General features: G+C 64.6%; 16 protein-coding genes. 2 read left to right on the top strand and 14 right to left on the bottom strand.

Features of this window, described 5'->3' with window-relative positions:
• Window positions 1-6: 6 nt before the first annotated feature.
• Window positions 7-3879 (bottom strand): ATP-dependent RNA helicase HrpA, encoded by a 3873-nt coding sequence (gene hrpA / locus BUB23_RS22790; RefSeq protein WP_073108487.1) that lies wholly within the window; start codon window positions 3877-3879, stop codon window positions 7-9.
• 117 nt (window positions 3880-3996) lie between these two features.
• Here hrpA and argA point away from each other — a divergent pair, with 117 nt between their 5' ends.
• Both argA and BUB23_RS22780 read left to right on the top strand, forming a co-directional pair.
• Window positions 3997-5355, top strand: coding sequence for an amino-acid N-acetyltransferase (gene argA / locus BUB23_RS22785; RefSeq protein WP_073108484.1), 1359 nt, complete (start codon window positions 3997-3999; stop codon window positions 5353-5355).
• An 88-nt stretch (window positions 5356-5443) separates the two neighbouring features.
• Window positions 5444-5716 carry an oxidative damage protection protein gene (locus BUB23_RS22780; RefSeq protein WP_073108481.1) on the top strand — a complete coding sequence of 91 codons (273 nt, stop codon included), beginning with the start codon at window positions 5444-5446 and terminating at the stop codon, window positions 5714-5716.
• 25 nt (window positions 5717-5741) lie between these two features.
• Here BUB23_RS22780 and phoU read toward each other — a convergent pair whose 3' ends face one another.
• The 13 genes from phoU to alr all read right to left on the bottom strand — a co-directional run bounded on the left by phoU (window position 5742) and on the right by alr (window position 19088).
• The gene (gene phoU, locus BUB23_RS22775) at window positions 5742-6470 is read right to left on the bottom strand and encodes a phosphate signaling complex protein PhoU (RefSeq protein ID WP_073108480.1); all 729 of its coding nucleotides are present in this window, start codon (window positions 6468-6470) and stop codon (window positions 5742-5744) included.
• Window positions 6471-6626: 156 nt separating this feature from the next.
• Complete coding sequence (gene rpiA / locus BUB23_RS22770; protein WP_073108477.1) at window positions 6627-7310, bottom strand: ribose-5-phosphate isomerase RpiA; 684 nt, start codon at window positions 7308-7310, stop codon at window positions 6627-6629.
• Between the two features lie 55 nt (window positions 7311-7365).
• Window positions 7366-7722 carry a Spx/MgsR family RNA polymerase-binding regulatory protein gene (locus BUB23_RS22765; RefSeq protein ID WP_073108470.1) on the bottom strand — a complete coding sequence of 119 codons (357 nt, stop codon included), beginning with the start codon at window positions 7720-7722 and terminating at the stop codon, window positions 7366-7368.
• 12 nt (window positions 7723-7734) lie between these two features.
• Entirely contained in the window at window positions 7735-8538 is an 804-nt protein-coding gene (locus tag BUB23_RS22760; RefSeq protein WP_073108465.1) for an ABC transporter permease subunit, read from the bottom strand.
• Window positions 8525-9454, bottom strand: coding sequence for an ABC transporter permease subunit (locus tag BUB23_RS22755; RefSeq protein WP_073108463.1), 930 nt, complete (start codon window positions 9452-9454; stop codon window positions 8525-8527). The genes BUB23_RS22760 and BUB23_RS22755 overlap by 14 nt, the downstream gene beginning before the upstream one ends.
• Window positions 9451-10581 (bottom strand): ABC transporter ATP-binding protein, encoded by a 1131-nt coding sequence (locus BUB23_RS22750; RefSeq protein ID WP_073108458.1) that lies wholly within the window; start codon window positions 10579-10581, stop codon window positions 9451-9453. Before BUB23_RS22750 ends, BUB23_RS22755 begins: the two co-directional genes overlap by 4 nt.
• A 5-nt stretch (window positions 10582-10586) precedes the next feature.
• The gene (locus BUB23_RS22745) at window positions 10587-11687 is read right to left on the bottom strand and encodes a polyamine ABC transporter substrate-binding protein (RefSeq protein WP_073108455.1); all 1101 of its coding nucleotides are present in this window, start codon (window positions 11685-11687) and stop codon (window positions 10587-10589) included.
• Between the two features lie 58 nt (window positions 11688-11745).
• A complete protein-coding gene (locus BUB23_RS22740) occupies window positions 11746-12462 on the bottom strand; it encodes a 3-deoxy-D-manno-octulosonic acid kinase (protein WP_073108452.1) in 717 nt (238 codons plus the stop codon).
• On the bottom strand, window positions 12459-14963 hold the full coding sequence (locus BUB23_RS22735; RefSeq protein WP_073108450.1) for an ABC transporter permease: 2505 nt from the start codon (window positions 14961-14963) through the stop codon (window positions 12459-12461). The genes BUB23_RS22740 and BUB23_RS22735 overlap by 4 nt, the downstream gene beginning before the upstream one ends.
• A gap of 4 nt (window positions 14964-14967) precedes the next feature.
• Entirely contained in the window at window positions 14968-15711 is a 744-nt protein-coding gene (locus tag BUB23_RS22730) for a sulfite exporter TauE/SafE family protein (RefSeq protein ID WP_425439584.1), read from the bottom strand.
• A 51-nt stretch (window positions 15712-15762) separates the two neighbouring features.
• Complete coding sequence (gene radA / locus BUB23_RS22725) at window positions 15763-17115, bottom strand: DNA repair protein RadA (protein ID WP_073108446.1); 1353 nt, start codon at window positions 17113-17115, stop codon at window positions 15763-15765.
• 28 nt (window positions 17116-17143) lie between these two features.
• Complete coding sequence (locus tag BUB23_RS22720) at window positions 17144-17860, bottom strand: SDR family oxidoreductase (RefSeq protein WP_073108443.1); 717 nt, start codon at window positions 17858-17860, stop codon at window positions 17144-17146.
• Window positions 17861-17960: 100 nt separating this feature from the next.
• Window positions 17961-19088, bottom strand: a complete 1128-nt coding sequence (alr, locus tag BUB23_RS22715; RefSeq protein WP_073108440.1) for an alanine racemase — start codon at window positions 19086-19088, stop codon at window positions 17961-17963.
• Window positions 19089-19113 lie beyond the last annotated feature (25 nt).

Genomic DNA, 19113 nt, shown 5'->3' with positions numbered 1-19113 from the left:
GGCGCCCTAGCGCTGCATGGACGACCAGGCTTTCTGCAGCCGCTTGGCCGAAACCGGCATGGGCGTGCGCAGTTCCTGGGCGAACAGGGCCACGCGCAATTCCTCCAGCAGCCAGCGGAATTCGTCCAGCTGGGCGTCCGCCGCGCCCTTCAAGGCCGCGACGGCGCGCTGGTACTGCGCCACCAGGGGCGCCATCTCGGCCATCAGGCGGGCGTCCCGGGCGGGATCGGCGCGCAGCTTGTCGATGCGCACCTGGGCGGCCTTGAGATAGCGCGGATAGTGCGTCAGCTGGCGATACGGCGTATCGCGCAAAAACCATTTCGTCATCAGCGCGCCTTGCTGCTTCTGCAAATCGGCATAGGCCGCGGCTTGCGGCTTGGCTTGCGGCAGTTTTTTCTGCAGCGCCGCCCATTCAGCCAATATCTGGCCTGCCAGCCGGGCGATTTCCTGGGCCAGCAGGCCCAGGCGCGACTTGCCCTCATTGCGGCGCGACTCGAAACTTTCCTTGTCGTGGGGCCAGGGTTCGGCCAGGCAGGCCTGATCCAGCGCGCAGTCGATGATCTGGTCGCGCAGCTCTTCCTGGCTGCCCAGGCCCATGTACAACATGCTCATGCGCGTCAGGTCGCCCAGGTTCTTTTCCAGGAACTTGACCTGTTCGCGCAGGGCCAGGCGGAAAAGCCGCAGCAGGCCGGCGTGGTGCTGCGAGCGCGCCTCGCCCGGGTCGTCGTAGACATCGAGATCGCAGTATGTCCGGCGATCGACCAGGGCGGGGTAGCCCACGAAGGACTGCCCTTTGCGGCGGATCTCCAGGATCTCGGGCAAGGGGCCGAAAGTCCAGTCGGTCAGTTTTTCGTGAGCCAGCGCCTGGGCGACCTGGTCGTCGCGCGCGGCGAATTTCTGGAAGGACGCCTGGGCCTGCTTGCCATGCTCGGCCTTGAGCTGATCCAGATTGCGCCCGCCCGACAACATCCGGCCGTGCTCGTCGACCACCTTGAAGTTCATGAACAAATGGGCGGGCAGGGTTTCCACCTTGAAGTCGCTGCGCAAGGGACGCACCTTCAACTGTTCCCACATGTCGGCGCCTATGGCTTCGAGCAGGCCGCCGTCCGGATCGGCCGCCCGGTCGAACCAGCGGTCCACGAAGCCGGCGGCATAATCGGGCAGCGGCACGCAATGGCGGCGGATTTTCTGCGGCAGGGACTTGAGCAGCAAATGCACCTTTTCCTTGAGCATGCCGGGCACCAGCCATTCGCAGCGCAGGGGATCGATCTGATTCAGCGCGAACAAGGGCACGGTCAGCGTCACGCCATCACGCACCGAACCGGGCTCGAAGTGGTAATCGAGCGCCATCTGGACGCCCTGCCACTCGACCTTCTTGGGGAAGACATCGGTGGTGATGCCCGCCGCGTCGTGCCGCATCAGCGCGTCGCGCGTCAGCATCAGCCCCTGCGCCTGCTCTTTGCCCAGGCGCTTGCACCATTTTTCCAGGGTCGCGGCCTGACAGATATCCGCCGGTATCTGCTGATCGTAGAAGGCGTAGATCAGGGCGTCGTCGACCAGGATGTCCGGGCGCCGCGTCTGGTGCTCGAGCTTTTCTATGGCCGCGATCAACTGCCGGTTGTGCTTGAGGAAAGGCAGGGCCGTATCGATTTCGCCGGGGACCAGGGCCTGCCGGATGAACAGTTCGCGCGCCTGCGCCGGATCGACCTTGCCGAAATGAATCCGGCGCCCGGTATAGATGGGCAGGCCGTACAGGGTGGCGCGCTCGTTGGCCACCACCTGCCCGGCCTTCTTTTCCCAGCGCGGGTCCGACCAGCTGCGGCGGATCAGATGCGCCCCGACCTTTTCCAGCCATGCGGGGTCTATCCTGGCCACGCAGCGCGCGTACAGGCGGGTGGTCTCCACCAGCTCGGCCGCCACGATCCAGCGTCCGGCCTTCTTGACCAGCCGGGAGCCGGGATGGATATTGAAGCGGATGTCGCGGGCCCCCTGGTAGGCGGCGCTTTCTTCGCTTTTCAGGCCGATATTGCCCAGCAGCCCGGAGAGCAGCGCCAGATGCGTCTGCTCGTAGGTGGCGTCCAGGGTGTTCATGCGCCAGCCCTGCTCGCCCACTATGGATGCCAGCTGGCTGTGCACATCGCGCCATTCGCGCAGGCGCAAGGGCGACAGGAAATTCTGGCGCAGCAAGGCCACCAGCTTGCGTTGGGACGCCTTGTGCTCGACCTGCTCGCCATACCAGCGCCACAGCTTCAGGTAGGAAACGAACTCGGACTTGTCATCGCCGAACTTGGCGTGCGCCGCCTCGGACGCTTCGCGTTCCTGCATGGGGCGGTCGCGCGGATCCTGCACCGACAGGGCCGAGGCGATGATGAGGATTTCCGCCAGGCATTCCTGGTCCTTGGCCGCCAGTATCATGCGCGCCAGGCGCGGGTCGACCGGCAGGCGCGCCAGCGCCTGCCCGGTTTCGGTCAGGCGGTTGTCCTCGTCCAGCGCGCCCAGTTCCTGCAGCAGGTGATAGCCGTCGGCGATGGCGCGGCCGGTAGGGGCGTCCACGAACGGGAAGGTCTCGATATCGTCGAGCTTGAGCGCCTTCATGCGCAGAATCACCGAGGCGAGCGAGGAGCGCAGGACTTCGGGATCGGTGAAGGCCGCCCGGGTCTTGAAATCGGCCTCGTCGTACAAGCGTATGCACACGCCCGGGCCGATACGCCCGCAACGGCCGGCCCGCTGGTTGGCCGACGCCTGGCTGATGGGCTCGATGCGCAATTGCTCGACCTTGTTGCGCCAGGAATAGCGCTTGACGCGCGCCAGGCCGCTATCGACGACGTAGCGGATGCCCGGCACCGTCAGAGAGGTTTCGGCCACGTTGGTGGCCAGCACGATGCGCCGCGCGTTGCTTTGCGGCCGGAAAATGCGCTCCTGCTCGGCCTGCGACAGCCTGGCGTACAAGGGAAGCACCTCGGTGCTTGCCGGATGGCTCTTGCGCAAGGCTTCGACTGTTTCCCGGATTTCACGTTCGCCGGGCAGGAACACCAGGACATCGCCCGCGCCATGGCGGGCGCATTCGGCCACGCCTTCCACCACGGCATCGATCAGGTCGCGCTCTTCGTCGGCGCTGGCGCGCCGGCTGTCGGGCTCGGCCGCGCCCGCATCCTTGTCCTGCATGACAGGCCGGTAGACGATATCCACGGGATACAGGCGGCCGGACACCTCGATGACCGGGGCCGGCCGGCCATCCTGGGCGAAATGCCGGGAAAAGCGATCGGCGTCTATGGTCGCCGACGTAATGATGAGCTTCAGATCGCGCCGCCTGGGCAGCAGCTGCTTGAGGAAACCCAGCAGGAAGTCGATATTCAGGCTGCGCTCGTGGGCCTCATCGATGATGATGGTGTCATAGCGGCGCAGCATGGGATCGCGCTGCGATTCGGCCAGCAGAATGCCATCCGTCATCAGCTTGATGGCCGCATTGGGGCCTGTGCGGTCGTTGAAACGGATCTGGTATCCCACCCAGTCGCCCAGTTCGGTTTTGAGCTCTTCGGCTATCCGTTTCGCCACCGAGGTCGCCGCGAGCCTGCGCGGCTGGGTGTGGCCTATCATTTTTTCCTGCCCGCGGCCCAGCTCCAGGCAGATCTTGGGCAATTGGGTGGTCTTGCCGGAGCCGGTTTCGCCGCAGACGATCACCACCTGGTGCGCTTGGATGGCGGCCGCGATGTCGCCGCGCCGCGCGCTGACCGGCAGATCCTCCGGGTAGGTCACGGGCGGCAGGGCGCGCTTGAGCGCCGCCCCTGCCCGCGGACGGCGCTCGGCCCGCGCGGCCCCGGCGGGCCGAGCGCCTTTGTCTTTGTGTACGTTTTCCGACAAATCGACAGGCTCTTGCATGAAACTTCTTTTAAGTGGGTGATCCATCATTATAATTTTGCTCTGGGGATGCGCAGCCCGCGCAGACTTGTCCGGACCATCCCAGGGCCTACTCATTTTGCCGACACCTTACACTACATGACCACTAGCGACATCGACACAACCTTATCCGCGCAGGACGCCCCCGAATTCGCTCCGGCCCAGTTTGTGCGATGGTTTCGCGAAGTGGCGCCCTATGTGCACGACTTCCGCGGCAAGACCTTCGTCATTGCCTTCGGCGGGGAACTGGTCAGCGACGGCGCGCTCAATACCCTGATACAAGACCTCTCGCTATTGTCGGCGCTCGGGGTCAAGCTTGTGCTGGTGCACGGCTCGCGCCCGCAGGTCAATGAACAGCTCAAGCTCAAGGGCTACGACACCCAGTTCGGGCGCGGCACCGAGCCGACCAGCGCCGAGGCCCTGGAATGCGCCAAGGAAGCGGCCGGCGAAATACGGCTGGATATCGAGGCGTCGTTCAGCCAGGGCCTGCCCAACACGCCGATGTCGCATGCGCAGATCCGCGTCATATCGGGCAACTTCGTTACGGCGCGCCCGGTCGGCGTCATCGACGGCGTCGACTACAAGCATACCGGCGCAGTCCGCAAGCTGGACATCGATGCCATCAAGATGGTCATACACCAAGGCGCCATAGTACTGCTTTCGCCGCTGGGGTTTTCGCCCACGGGCGAGGCCTTCAACCTGGCCATGGAAGACCTGGCGACCAGCGCGGCGGTCGCCCTGCGCGCCGAAAAGCTCATTTTCCTGACCCAGGGCCGCACGGTTCTCGACGATGACGGCTCCGTCGACACCGAGCTCGCCCGCGAAGACGCGGACAAACTGCTGGCGGCCGGCATGCTCGATGATGATACCGCCTCATTCCTGGGGCACGCGTCCCGCGCCGTGAAACGGGGCGTGGCGCGGGCCCACCTGGTGCCCTATACGCTCGACGGCAGCGTGCTGCTGGAGATCTTCACCCATGACGGCGTGGGCACCATGGTGGTCGAAGACACCCTGGACGACCTGCGCCCGGCGTCGGTCGACGACGTGGGCGCCATTGTGCAGCTCATCGAACCGCTGGAGGCCGACGGCACCCTGGTGCCGCGCGGGCGTTCCGTCATCGAGCGCGATGTCGAAAAATTCACCGTGCTGGAACACGATGGCGTCATCTACGGCTGCGTGGCCCTGATACCTTATCTTGAAGAAAACATGGCCGAAATGGCCTGCCTGATCGTGCAGGCGGAGTGGCAGGGTTCCGGCGAAGGGGAAATCCTGCTGCGCCACGCCGAATCCAAGGCCCGCGCCATGGGCGTGCGGCGCCTGTTCGTGCTGACCACGCGCACTTCGCACTGGTTCATCAAGCGCGGTTTCGTGCAGGGCGGGATCTCCGACCTGCCCAAGGAACGCCAGGCGCATTACAACCGCTCGCGCAACAGCCTGGTGTTCATCAAAAAGCTGTAACGGCGCCCGCGGCGCCGCGCAAGGCCTTCCGGTCTATCCCTGGGTACAATATGGGGCTTGGATAACCCGTTTTAAAGGCAAGACTGTCATGGCTCGTATGGTTCAATGTGTAAAGCTCAAGCGCGAGGCCGAAGGCCTGGACTACCCGCCCTACCCCGGCGACCTCGGCGTGCGCATCTGGCAAAGCATATCCAAGGACGCCTGGGCGCAATGGATGGACACGCAGACCCGCCTGGTGAACGAAAACCGCCTGAACCTGGCCGACGCCAGGGCGCGCAAATACCTGGCGCAGCAAATGGAAAGCTTTCTGTTCGAAGACGCCGACGTCGAAGCGCAGGGCTACGTGCCGCCGCCGGCCTGAGCCCTGCCCGCCCCGCCGGGTTTTTCTATACTTCGTTTTCTTCGCCGGCGGGCTCGCCGCGCGCCATGCGCTCGGTGTTCTTGATGCCCGTGTGGCGCACGTCATCGCCGCGCACCATGTAAATGACCCGCTCAGACATGTTCTTGGCGTGGTCGCCGATGCGCTCGAGCGCGCGCGCGATGAAGATCAGGTCGATCGAGCGCGAAATGGTGCGCGGGTCTTCGATCATGTAGGTAATGATGTGGCGCAGCGAGCCCTTCCATTCCTTGTCCACTTCCTTGTCGTTGCGCACCACCTGGGCGGCATGGACGGGGTCCTGGCGGGCAAAGGCGTCCAGGGAATCGCGGATCATGGCGGTGACGAAATTCGCCATGTGGCGCAGCTCCACCACGGGTTCGTAGCGCACGTCGTCCGACTCATGCAGGCGGCGCGCCATCTTGGCGATTTTCTCGGCCTCGTCGCCGCAGCGCTCCATATCGGTAAGCATCTTGGACACCGACAGCAATAGCCGCAGGTCGCCGGCCGTAGGCTGGTTGCGGGCGATCAGCAGGCTTATGCGCTCGTCGATTTCCACTTCGAGGCGGTTGACATCCTTTTCGCGCTCGCGCACCTGGTCGACCAGGGCGAGATCGCCGGTGGCCAGGGCCTCCATGCCGTCCTTGACCATGGATTCCACCAGGCCGCCCATTTGCAGGAAAAGGGAGCGAGTGGTCTCGAGGTCGGAAGTGAATTGCTTGTTGGTGTGCTCGGACATGTCAGCCTTCGGTCATCGCAGGAGTCAATAAAGGAAATAGCGTAGCACCATAGTCGACTACTGTGTGATTACTCGGTGCCAGAGGCAATGCAGGGCAAAGCCACGATCAGGGCCTGATCGCCAATGCCGCAAGACTACACGCCAATTATGACGCAATTATGACGAATTTTTGTCCAGCCGGCGCACCCCGTCCTGCGTCGATATCAGCACCACATCGGCGCCGGCATGGGCAAAGAGCCCGCAGGACACCACGCCGGGTATGCCGTTGATGACGGACTCCAGTTCGGTGGGCCGGGCGATGGCCAGCCCCGCCACATCGAGAATCTGGCAGGCATTGTCGGTGACAAAGCCCGCCCGCAGCACGGGCTTTCCGCCCAGCCGGGCGAGGCGGCGCGCCACGGCTTCGCGCGCCATGGGTATGACTTCGACAGGCAGCGGAAAGCCGCCCAGGCATTGCACCAGCTTGGATTCGTCGACGATGCACAGGAATTGATCGGCGACCGACGCGACGATTTTTTCGCGGGTCAGGGCTCCACCGCCGCCTTTGATCATGTTGAGCCCATGGTCGATCTCGTCGGCGCCATCCACATACACGGGCATGCCCTGGACCTGGTTCAGGTCGAACACCTGTATGCCCTGCGCCTCCAGGCGCGCCGTGCTGCGCTCGGAACTCGACACCGCGCCGCGCAGGCGATTCTTGTAGGGCGCCAGCGCATCGATGAACAGGTCCACCGTGGAGCCCGTGCCCACGCCCAGCACCACATCGGGCCTGAGCAGGGGAAGGATATATTCGACAGCCGCGTCGGCGACATTCTGTTTGAGTTCGGTCTGGGTAAGCATGAAGTAAGGCGCCTGATGATTTGTTGCTTGTCGGTGTCGGCCTGGAGGCCACGGGCTACAAGAAGAGCTCGGCGTATTTTTTCTCGGAAAATCCCGCGCTGACGCCACCGCCGGGGGCCACGGCCAGCGGCCGCCTGATCAGCGCCGGGAACTCGGCGACCAGGGCCAGCCACTGCTGATCGCTGGATGGCGCCTTGCGCTCATCGGGAAGGTTGCGCCAGGTCATGGAAGCGCGGTTGACCAGCTTTTCCCAGCCGCCAAGCGCGGCGGCCCAGGCTTTCAAGCGCTGCGCCGCAATGGGATGATCGCGATAGTCGGTAAACACAAAGGCCAGCTGGTGTTCTTGCAGCCAGTTCGTGGCCTTCGCGCAGGTGCTGCATTTTTTCAAGCCATAAAGTTGTACGGCGTCCATGGTTTGTTTCCTTTACTGAGATTGCCTGCGCCACTGCATGCGGTTGGCCACCACCACGATAATGCCGACGGCAAGCATGAACAAGGTGGCGAGCGCATTGATTTCCGGCTTCAGGCCCAGGCGCACCCGCGAAAAGACTTCGAGCGGCAGAGTAGTGTAGCCCGGCCCCGACAGGAAGGAGGCGATGACCACATCGTCCAGGGACAGGGTAAACGCCAGCAGCCACGCCGCCAGGATGGCCGGGACGATCAAGGGCAAAGTGATCACGAAGAAAACCTTCAGGGGGGTGGCGCCCAGGTCCAGAGCGGCCTCTTCCAGGGAACGGTCCAGATCGCGGATGCGCGACTGGATGATGACCGCCACATAGGCCATGCACAGCGTGACGTGCCCCACCCAGATGGTGAATACGCCATTGCCCGCCGGCCATCCGAACAGATCGCTGACTTCGACGAACATCAGCAGCAGCGAAATGCCTAGCACCACTTCGGGCATGACCAGCGGCGCGCTGAGCATGCCGATATACAAGGCGAAGCCGCGGAAGCGCCCCATGCGGGCCAGCACATAGCCGGCCCATGTGCCGATGACCACGGCCGCCGTGGCGGTGAGCGTGGCGATCAGCAGCGACAGCCTGGCGGCGGAAAGCAGCGCCTGGTCATTGAAGAGCTCTGCATACCATTTCAGCGAAAAGCCGCTCCAGGACGTCATCATGGCCGAATCGTTGAACGAAAAGGCCATCAGGCACAGGATGGGCAGATACAGGAATGCATACCCCGCCGCCAGCACGACGGCGCGCAGCACGGGATCAGGCCTGGTCATGGCGCCTCCGCTTCTGGGTTTCAAGCTGCTTGACCTGGTTGTACTGGAACACCACCAGCGGCACCAGCAGCAGCATCACCATCACGCAGGTGACCGCCGCGGCCATAGGCCAGTCGGCGTTATTGAAGAATTCGGTCCACATCACGCGCCCCATCATGAGGGTATTGGCGCCGCCCAGCATTTCAGGAATGACATACTCGCCGACCGTGGGGATGAACACCAGCATCGCCCCGGCGATCACTCCCGGCATGGACAGGGGCAGGGTCACGCAGAGAAAGGCGCGCCACGGCCGGGCGCCGAGGTCGTAGGCCGCCTCCAGCAGGCGCGCGTCCAGCTTGACCAGATTGGCGTACAGCGGCAGGATGAAAAAAGGCAGGTAGGCATAGACCAGGCCGATATACACCGCCATGTCGGTGCGATAGATTTCCAGCGGCGCGCCAATGACGCCCAGCCACTGCAGCAGCTTGTTGAGCAGGCCGTCGTTGCGCAGGATGCCCACCCACGCATACACGCGCAACAACAGGGAAGTCCAGAACGGCAATATGACGCCCAGCAGCAGGACATTGCGTATCGCCGGACGCGAACGCGCAATGTAGTAGGCCATCGGATAGCCTATCAGCGCGCAGCACACCGTGGTGACGAGCGCCATCTTGACCGAATTGAGATACGTGGCGATGTACAGGCTATCGCTGAACAGCAATGCGTAGCCGCGCAGGTTCAGCACCAGCGAGAGGGTCTGGTCCTTGACTTCGGCCAGGGAGGTATAAGGCGGGATGCCGAATTTCAGGTCGGCGAAGCTGATCTTCAGCACCAGGATGAACGGCACGAGCAGGAACAGCAGCAGCCACAGGAATGGCGGCACGATCGCCCAGGTTCTCGTCGCGGGCCAGGCCCGCCGCCAGGACAGTTTGCTCATGATGGCAGCACGGTGGCGCTGTCGCTGGACCAGCTGGCAAAGACCTCGTCGTCCAGGCCAGGCGCATCGGCTTGCGCCAGCGCCAGACTGGGAACCATGGCCTCTATCACCATCCCCGAATCGAGGCGGACCTGGTAGCGGGCATAGCTGCCCATCCAGGCCACATGGCTGACCATGCCATGCCCCCAGTTGGAGTCCGATTCGGGCTGGGCGCGCAGCACCCGGATGTGTTCGGGGCGTATCGACACATGGACTTCCATCCCCAGCGGCTCGCTGATGCCGTGATTGACGTACAAGGGGCGCATCAGGTCGCCGCTTTCTATCAGGACGTGATCGGGCTCGTCCACCACGATGGTTCCCGTGAACAGATTGGTCGAGCCGATGAAGCCCGCGACGAAACGCGAATTGGGAAAGGTGTAGACATCCCGCGGCGTGCCGTACTGGATGATCTGCCCTTCCGACATGACGGCCAGGCGATGCGCCATGGTCATGGCCTCTTCCTGGTCGTGCGTGACCATGATGCAGGTAACCCCGACCTGGTCCAGTATCCTGGCAAGCTCGATCTGGGTTTTCTGGCGGATTTGCTTGTCGAGCGCCGACATGGGCTCGTCCAGCAGCAGCAGTTTGGGACGCTTGACCAGGCTGCGCGCCAGGGCCACCCGCTGCTGCTGGCCGCCGGACAACTGCTGCGGCTTGCGTCGGGCGTAGCCTCCCATCTGCACGAGGTCCAGCGCCTCGAAAACGCGCTCGTGGATTTCGTTCCTGGGCACGCCTTCCTGCTTCAGGCCGAAGGCCACGTTGGCCTCCACCGTCATGTGCGGAAACAAGGCATAGGACTGGAACATCATGTTCACCGGCCGGCGGTACGGCGGCAGGCTGGTGATGTCTTCGTTATCGAGGTAAATGCGGCCCGAGGTCGCTTCCTCGAAGCCGGCGAGCATGCGCAGCAGCGTCGATTTGCCGCAGCCCGAACTGCCCAGCAGGGCGAAGACTTCATGGCGGCGCACCGACAGGTTGACGGACTGCACCGCCACGGTGTCGCCGAATATCTTGACGACTTCCTCGACGCGCACGAATTCGTCGGCATCCCCCGACCAGGAAGCGGCGACAGGGCGGATATCGGCCATGAGAACTACCGCCCCGACTTGAGTTCGGCCCACATGCGCGTCTGCAGGCGCTGGATGGGCAAGGGCTGCGGCTTGATCACATACAGGGTCTTGGCGACATCGGCCGGCGGGTAGATCATGGGATTGTCGGCGACATCCTTTCTGACATACTTGCGCGCTTCCTTGTTGGCGTTGGGGTAGAACATGGTGTTGGTGATCGCCGCATGCACTTGCGGGGTCTCAATGTAATTGATGAAAGCCAGAGCTTCGTCGGGATGGGCCGCGCCCTTGGGTATCGCCATGGTGTCGAACCATGCCGGGGCGCCGCCCCGGGGAATGTAGTAATCGATGGCGTAGCCTTTTTTGGCTTCGGCGGCGCGATGACGGGCAATCATCACATCGCCCGAAAACCCGTAAACCATGCATAAGTCGCCCCCCGCCAATTCATCGATATAGCCCGATGAACTGAACTGCCTGATATAAGGGCGTATGGTTTTCAGCAGATCCAGCGCCTGCTTGTAGTCATCGGGCTGGCTGCTGTTGGGGTCCTTGCCCAGGTAATGCAGGACAGCCGGAAACACCTGCGTCGCCTCGTCCAGCACGGAGATGCCGCAAGCCTTCAGTTTCGCGGCGTTTTCGGGCTTGAGCAGCATGTCCCAGCTATCGAGCGGCGCGTCTTCGCCCATGATTTCCCGGACTTTGCTGACGTTATAGCCCAGCCCGTTGGTGCCGTATCCCCAGGGCACCAGGTATTCATTGCCGGGGTCGACGGCCGCGACCAGGTCCATGATGTCCTGGTCCAGATACTTCCAATTGGGGATTTTCGACTTGTCCAGCTTCTGGAACAGGCCGCCTTCGATCTGGCGCGCGGCGTAGTGGGTGGAAGGGACCACCACGTCATAGCCGGATTTTCCGGTCAGCAGCTTGGCCTGCAAGGTATCGTTGCTGTCGTAGACGTCATAGCGCACCTTGATGCCGGTGGTTTCCTGGAAGCCCGAAATCGTGTCGGGAGCGGTATATTCCGCCCAGTTGTAGACATTCACCACCTTGCCCTGCGCCCAGACGGACGGCATGGCGGCCATAAGCGCCGTGCCCAGCAGCAGTCGTTTCGCCATGCTGAATTTCATTGCGAGCCTCCCCAGACAATACAAAAGCCAAAAGGCGTGATGATAATGCTTTTTCCAGCTAAAGGAGACCTTTGGTCCGCATGAGGATCGCATAGGCGCGATTCAGTTCGTCCCACCACAAAAGCCCTGCGGCATCGGCCACCTTCGCCAGCGAACGGCGCAAGCGCAAGAGGTTGGCCTGCCGGCGCTCCAGCGACAGGTCCCGCCTGCGGCATTTGTCGAAATCGATCAGCCAGACCCGGCCCGGCCCGTCGAGCAGAATATTGTACGCATTCAGGTCGGAATGCCACACCCCCGCTTCGTGCATGGCGAAAATCGCCTCGGCCACGGCTTCCTGGTTGCCCGCGTCCAGCGCCCGCGCCAAGGGCCGCGCCCCGGCTATTCTTTCGACCAGGATGGCGGCGCGGTAGGTCAGGCCGTGGCGCCAGTATGCCGCGGCAATCGGCCGGGGCACGGCCAGCCCCAGGCCGGACATGAACTGCAGGAGATCGAATTCGGCAAACGAGCGGGTGGCCGACGCGCCCGTCCAGACATAGCGGTCGGCGCTCACCCTGGCCATCAGTCCGCCGCGCCGGTAATGGCGCAGCACGCCCTCGCCGAAATCGCCTTTTACGAACCAGGCCGCCTGGCGGCCGCCCTGGCCGACGGCGCTGGCCTGCAACTGCGCCGCGGCCGGGTCGAACAGGAACATCCCGGGCGCCGCGACGCGGCTGGCGTCGTAGCGCATGACGCCAGGGCCATCGGCGAGATCCAGGGGACGGATGGGGGCATTCATGCGGCCTCCCGCAAGGAAACCAGCGGCGGCGTCTTCAAGACCCCGGCCAGCGCCATGTGGCCGCCGGCCGCCGAGGCCAGCATGCCGGCGGCCACGCCCACCAGCCAGGGCCACCAGGATAGAGCCAGGGTGAAATCGAAAACCTGGTCCGCCAGCACCCAGGCGATGGCGACCGCTCCGAAGGCCGCCAGCAGGCCGGCCATCGCGCCCAGAACGAGCAGTTCGATGCGCATGGCCGCCGCGAGCTGCCGGCCGCTGGCGCCCAGGGCGCGCAAGACGGCGACTTCGTGCATGCGCTCGTCGCGGGTCGAGAACAAGGCCGCGCCCAGCACCAGGATGCCCGCCGCCACCGTAAACAAAAACAGCAGCTGCACGGCCTGCACGACCTGATCCAGCACGCGCTGCACCTGGCCCAATATGGACCCCACGTCGAAAACCGTCAGGTTCGGAAAAGCCCGGACCAGGTCCTGGGTAAGCGCATGGCCGGCCGCCGGCACATGCATGGAGGTGATGAATGTCGCGGGCGCGTCTTTCAGCGCTATGGGGCTCATGATGGCGAAGAAATTGGCCTGGAAGGAATCCCATTTTACCGCGCGCACACTGCTTACCACGACCTCGACGGCGCGCCCCGCCACATCGAAGGTGAGCCGGTCCCGCAAATGAATGCCCAGCGCCTTGGCCAGCCCGCTTTCCAGGGATACCTCGGCCTTGGCCGGGTCCAGCCAGCGCCCTTGGGCGATTTCATTGCTCGCCGGCAGGGTGTCCGTATAGGAAAGATTGAATTCCCGGTCGACCAGCCGCCGGGCGCGGTCCTCGGTATAGCTGTCCGGATTCACCGCCTGCTGATTGATGGCCAGCAGGCGGCCGCGCACCATGGGCGAGAGCAAGGGATCGCGGATGCCGGCCCGCTCGAGCCGCGCCGCGACCGCCTGCCGCTGGTCGGGCTGGATATTGATCAGGAAAGTGTTGGGCGCGTCCGGCGGCAAAGTGCTTTGCCAGCTCTGCAGCAGATCGCTGCGGGTAATGGCCAGCAACAGCAATATCATCAGCCCCATTGCCAGTGAGCAGAGCTGGGTCACGGTCAGGCCGCGGCGGCGCGCCATGCCCGCCAGGGCGAAACGCAGGGCCGGATGGCCGTTGACCCGATAGCGCATGAAGCCCAGCGCCCTCACCAGCAGATAGGCCAGGGCGGCAAAGATAAAAAAGGCGCCCAGAAAGCCCGCCGATATCACGAGGCTCAGGCGCATATCGCCGGAAATCCACACGATGAGCAGGAAGAATGCGGCCACGCCCAGGCCGTAGGCGGGCCAGCGCCGCGCCAGCGTCATGGAGGCGTCGCGCCGCAACACGCGGGCGGGGGGAACCTGGCGCAAAGCCGCCAGCGGCGGCAAGGCGAACCCCAACAGCAGCAGCAAACCCGCGACCAGGCCCTGCAATGCCGGCTGCCAGGAGGCCGCCGGCAGGCTGGTGTCCAGCCAGGCCGCCACCACGGCCACCAGGCCCTGATGCACCGCAAAGCCCGCCAGCGCACCCGCCGCTGAAGCAATCAGCGCCAGCAGCAGGAATTCCAGCCATAGCATGATAGTCAGCTGCGACTTGCCGGCCCCGAGGCAGCGCATGATGGCGATGCCGTCCTGATGGCGCAGGCTGAAGCGCCGCGCCGCCAGGGCGACGGCCACCGCGGCTATCATCACGGTCAGCAAGGCGACCAGAACCAGGAACTGGTGGGCGCGGTCCAGCGCGCGCTGGACTTCCGGCCGGTTGGTTTCCAGCGAACTCAGCTTCTGGCCCCGCTTCATGTGCGCATCGAGCCAGCGTTTGTAGGCGCCGACGGCATCGGGGGCGCCCGCCACCAGCAACTGGTAGCTCACCCGGCTGCCCGGGGCCAGCAGCCCGGTTGCGGGCAGGTCGTCGAGGGCCAGCATCACGCGCGGCGCCACATTGACGAACTGCATGCCGCGATCCGGTTCATAGGCGATGACGCGAGCCACCTTCATGGTCGCATCGCCCACGGCCATCGTGCCGCCCACCGGGATGCCGAGCAGGCCCAGCACCTGGGCGTCGACCCATACCGTTCCCGGCTGCGGCAGCAGCCGCAGCGGCTCCCCCTTGCCCGCCGCCGTATCCGACAGGCGCAATTCCCCGCGCAGCGGATAGCCTTCCGATACGGCTTTGAGCGACACCAGCTGGGATTGCTCGCCGCTGCTCACCATGGAGGGAAATTGCAGCGTCCGCGCGGTATCCAGGCGCAAGGCCCGGGCCCGCTCGATGAAGTCGGCGGGAATGGGCTCGTCGGCCTGCAAAGCGAGATCGCCGCCCAGCATTTGCGCGGAGTCGCGCTCCAGGGCGCGCCCTACCCGGTCGGACAGAAAGCCGACGCTGGTCACCGCCGCCACCGCGATGACCAGCGCCAGCGCCAGCAGGCGTATTTCCCCCGAATGCCAGTCGCGCCGCAGCGCGCGCACCCCCAGCCAGATATTAGAAAGTCTGCTCGAGCGCATGAAGTCAGGCCTTAATCAGCAACAGAACCATGATAACCAGAAGCATACAGGCAAAGGCCAGCTTTAGCCGCGGCTCGGGCAAGGCATAGGCCAGCCTGACGCCGTAAGGCACGAAGAAGATGCTGCCCAGGGCCATGGGCACGCCGACCACCCAGTCGGCCTGGCCGTGCGCGGCATAGGCAAACAGGGCCACGAAGGTGCCGGGTATGACCATGGTGAGGGCCAGCGCCTGCGCGCCGGTTTGCGTCAGGCGAAAAACCGTGGTCAGGATGGGCACCACCAGCACCGAGCCGCCCACGCCGAAAATCCCGCCGGCCAGGCCCGCGATAGTGCCTATGAGGGCAAACCAGCCTTTATGGAAATCCTCGACGGCGCGCCGGGGCTTCTGGGGCTTGCCCGCCTGCCCGGAACGCCTGCTCTGATAGAAATAGAACAGCGCGATGCACAGGACGAATATGGCGTAGACGCGCCGCAGCAGCGCGGGGTCTATGCCCAGGGCGATCTGCGCGCCTATCCAGGTGAAGACGATGGAGCCCGCCGCCCCGGCGGCGGCCGCCCGGAAATTGATCCTGGCTTTCTGGTTGTACTTGCGCACCGTCATGAGCACGGCCGGAAGCACCATGATCAGCGCCGTGCCTTGCGCCGCCTGCTGGTCCATGTTCAGCACCAGGCCCAGCAAGGGTATGGCCAGCAATCCGCCCCCTATGCCCAGCACGCCGCCCGCAAAGCCGATCAGGGCGCCCGACAACAAACACCCCAGTATTACTCCAAACCATTCCAACACATATCCCCAGATTACCTAGCGCAAACGCTCTATGGCCGCTTCCACGCGGTCCACGGCCCATATTTCCAGACCTTCTATCGCCTGCCGCGGCGCATTGGCTTTCGGGATGAGGGCCACGCTGAAGCCCAGCTTGGCCGCTTCCTTGAGGCGCTCCTGCCCGCGCGGAGCCGGACGGATTTCCCCGGCCAGCCCGACTTCGCCGAACACCACCAGGCCCTTGGGCAAGGGCTTGTCGCGCAGCGAGGACATGATGGCCAGCAAAACGGCCAGGTCCGCGGCGGGTTCGGTGATCTTGACGCCGCCGACCGCATTGACGAACACATCCTGGTCGAAGGTCACCACGCCGGCGTGCCGGTGCAGGACCGCCAGCAGCATGGCCAGGCGGGTGCCCTCCAGCCCGACGGACAGGCGGCGCGGGTTGGGCACGTGGGCGCAGTCGACCAGGGCCTGGATCTCCACCAGCAGCGGCCGCGTGCCCTCCTGGGTCGCCATCACGCAGGAGCCCGCGACATCCTGGGCGTGCTGCGACAGGAACAAGGCCGAGGGATTGGCCACGCCGCGCAGGCCGCGGTCGGTCATGGCGAAGACGCCCAGCTCGTTGACCGCGCCGAAACGATTCTTGAAAGCCCGCACCAGCCGGAAGGAGGAATGCGTGTCGCCCTCGAAATACAGCACGGTGTCGACGATATGTTCCAGCACCCGCGGCCCCGCCAGCGAGCCGTCCTTGGTGACGTGCCCGATCAGGACTATGGTGATGCCGGTCTGCTTGGCCATGCGCGTGAGCTGCGCCGCGCACTCGCGCACCTGCGACACTGAACCGGGCGCGGCGCTCAGTTCGCTGGAATAAAGCGTTTGTATCGAGTCTATGACCGCCACGCTGGGGCGCTGCTGGACCAGGGCGTCCATGATGGCTTCAAGGCGGATCTCGGCCAGCAGGTCGACGTCGCCGCTGGCCAGTTCCAGGCGCCTGGCGCGCAAGGCGACCTGCTCGGCCGATTCCTCGCCCGTGACATACAGCACTTTGACCGCGTGCGACAGCGACACCAGTGCCTGCAGCAGCAAGGTCGACTTGCCTATGCCCGGATCGCCGCCGATCAGCACCACCGCGCCGGTAACCAGCCCGCCGCCCAAAACGCGGTCGAACTCGGCAATGCCCGTAGGCTGGCGCGGCAGCTCGCGCGCCTCGATTTCGGCCAGGCTGCGTATCGGGCTGGCGCCCGCCAGCGGCGCGTACCGGTGCGTCGCCACGCCCGGATCGCGCGACTCCTGCAGGGTATTCCAGGCGTTGCAATGAGGGCACTTGCCCTCCCATTTGGGGCAGCTGCCCCCGCATTCGCTGCAGATGAATAAAGTTTTTGACTTGGCCATGCGGCAAGTTTAACCGGCCGCGGATTTTCTAGCGGCCGGCGAGGCTGCCGCCGCCGTCCACGCCCAGGACCTGGCCGGTAATGAAGCCCGCCTCGTCGCTCAGCAGGAAGGTCACCGCCACGGCTACGTCGGCCGGCTGGCCGAAGCGGCCCATCGGTATGGATGCCAGGGCCCGCTTTTCGCTGTCGCTGCCCGCGGGGTGGCCAGCGCGGAATAATTCGGTCTCCACCGGCCCGGGGGATACGGCGTTGACCGTGATGCCGTAGGGAGCGAGCTCCAGCGCCCAGGTCCTGGTGCAGCCTATCAGGGCGCTTTTGGCCGCGGAATAGCTGGTGCGATTGAGCGCGCCGTGCGTCGCGCGGCTGCATATATTGACGATGCGCCCTTCCTTGCGCGCCTTCATGGAGGGAATGAAGGTCTGGCTCACCTGCACCGCGACGCGCACGTTCAGGTCGAACACCTGGTAGAGCGAGGCCAGGTCGATTTCCCCCAGCGGCTCGGGCAGGACCAGGCCGACATTGTTCACCACGGCGTCGACCGGATACTTTTCGCGTATGACGCGCAGCATGTCCTCGGTTTCGCCCGCATTGTGCAAATCACAGGAGTAAAGATAGCCCGGAAAATCGATATCCTGGGTATGGCGGGCCAAGCCCACCACATGACAGCCCAGATCGGCCAGGCGCCGGCTGATCGCCCATCCTATTCCTTTCGTGGCGCCGGTCACCAGTACACATTTATTCTTCACGCGATTTCCTTTTGAGGGTTCGTCGAAACAGCCTTCCCCGTGCATCGGGCGACAACCCGAATCCAGCGATTAAACTCCAATTTGGGTTTGCCTGCCTTGATCAAATGACAATTTTGGGCACGCGGGCGGCCACGGCGCAAAGCAGCTCATAGCCTATCGTGCCTGCCGCAAGGGCCACCTCGTCGACCGAAGGGCCGCCCTCGCCCCAGAGCACGACGGGAGTACCCACTTGCGCCTGCGGCACCGGGGTAAGGTCAGCCACCAGCATATCCATGGATACGCGGCCCAGCACGCGCGTGCGCACCCCGCCCACGGCAATCGGCGTGCCGGTCGCCGCGTGGCGGGGATAGCCGTCGGCATAGCCGCATGCCACCACGCCTATGCGCATGGGCTGCGCCGCCGTGAAAAGGTGGCCGTATCCGACGGCGGCCCCGGCCGGTATGCTGCGCACGCTGATCAGGCGGGCCGACAGGGTCATCGCCGGGCGCAGGCCCAGCTCGCTCGCCGACAGGCCGGCGAAAGGCGACGAGCCGTACAGGCAGATGCCTGGCCTGACCCATTGCTCCTGGGAATCCGGGATGGACGCCCATAAACCCGGCGTCAGGGTGGCGGCCGAATTGCACAGGCTGACTTTGCCGGGCAGGCCCTGCGTGACCTGATTGAATACCTGCAATTGATGCTGCGTCGCAAGGGGATCGTCATCGGCGCGCGCCAAGTGCGTCATCTTGCCCAGCGCATTCAGGACCCCGCGCGCCTGGGCTGCCTGCGCCTGCTCATAGGCCGCGCGGTAATCGGCGGCGCCAAACCCCAGCCGGCTCATGCCGGTATCGAGCTTTACGAAAGCATCGATAGGGTCGGCCACGCGGGCCGAGCGCAGCATGTCGAGCTGCTCCTGGCAGTGCAGGGTCGTGGTCAGGCGGTAGCGGTCGAGGATGGCGATATCGGCGGGCTCGAAAAACCCCTCCAGCAACAGGATGGGCCCCGTCCAGCCGGCTTCGCGGCAACGGACGGCTTCATCGAGATCCAGCATGGCCAGGCCTTCGGCCTGGCCGAAGGCCCGCACTGCATTGTTTATTCCGTGCCCGTAGGCGTCGGCCTTGATCACCGCCCAGATATTCGGCCGTGGCCGGCCGGCCGCTACGCCGGCCCGGTCCAGCTGTTGTGCAACGGTACGCAAATTGTGGCTTAAGGACGGCAACGAAATCGTCGCCGAAATTGGACGCGGCATGGCTCTCCCCAGTAGATAGCGCAGT

The organism is Pollutimonas bauzanensis, from assembly GCF_900129885.1.
GTDB classification, from domain to species: domain Bacteria; phylum Pseudomonadota; class Gammaproteobacteria; order Burkholderiales; family Burkholderiaceae_B; genus Pollutimonas; species Pollutimonas bauzanensis.
This window is presented reverse-complemented; position numbering and strand designations above follow the sequence as displayed.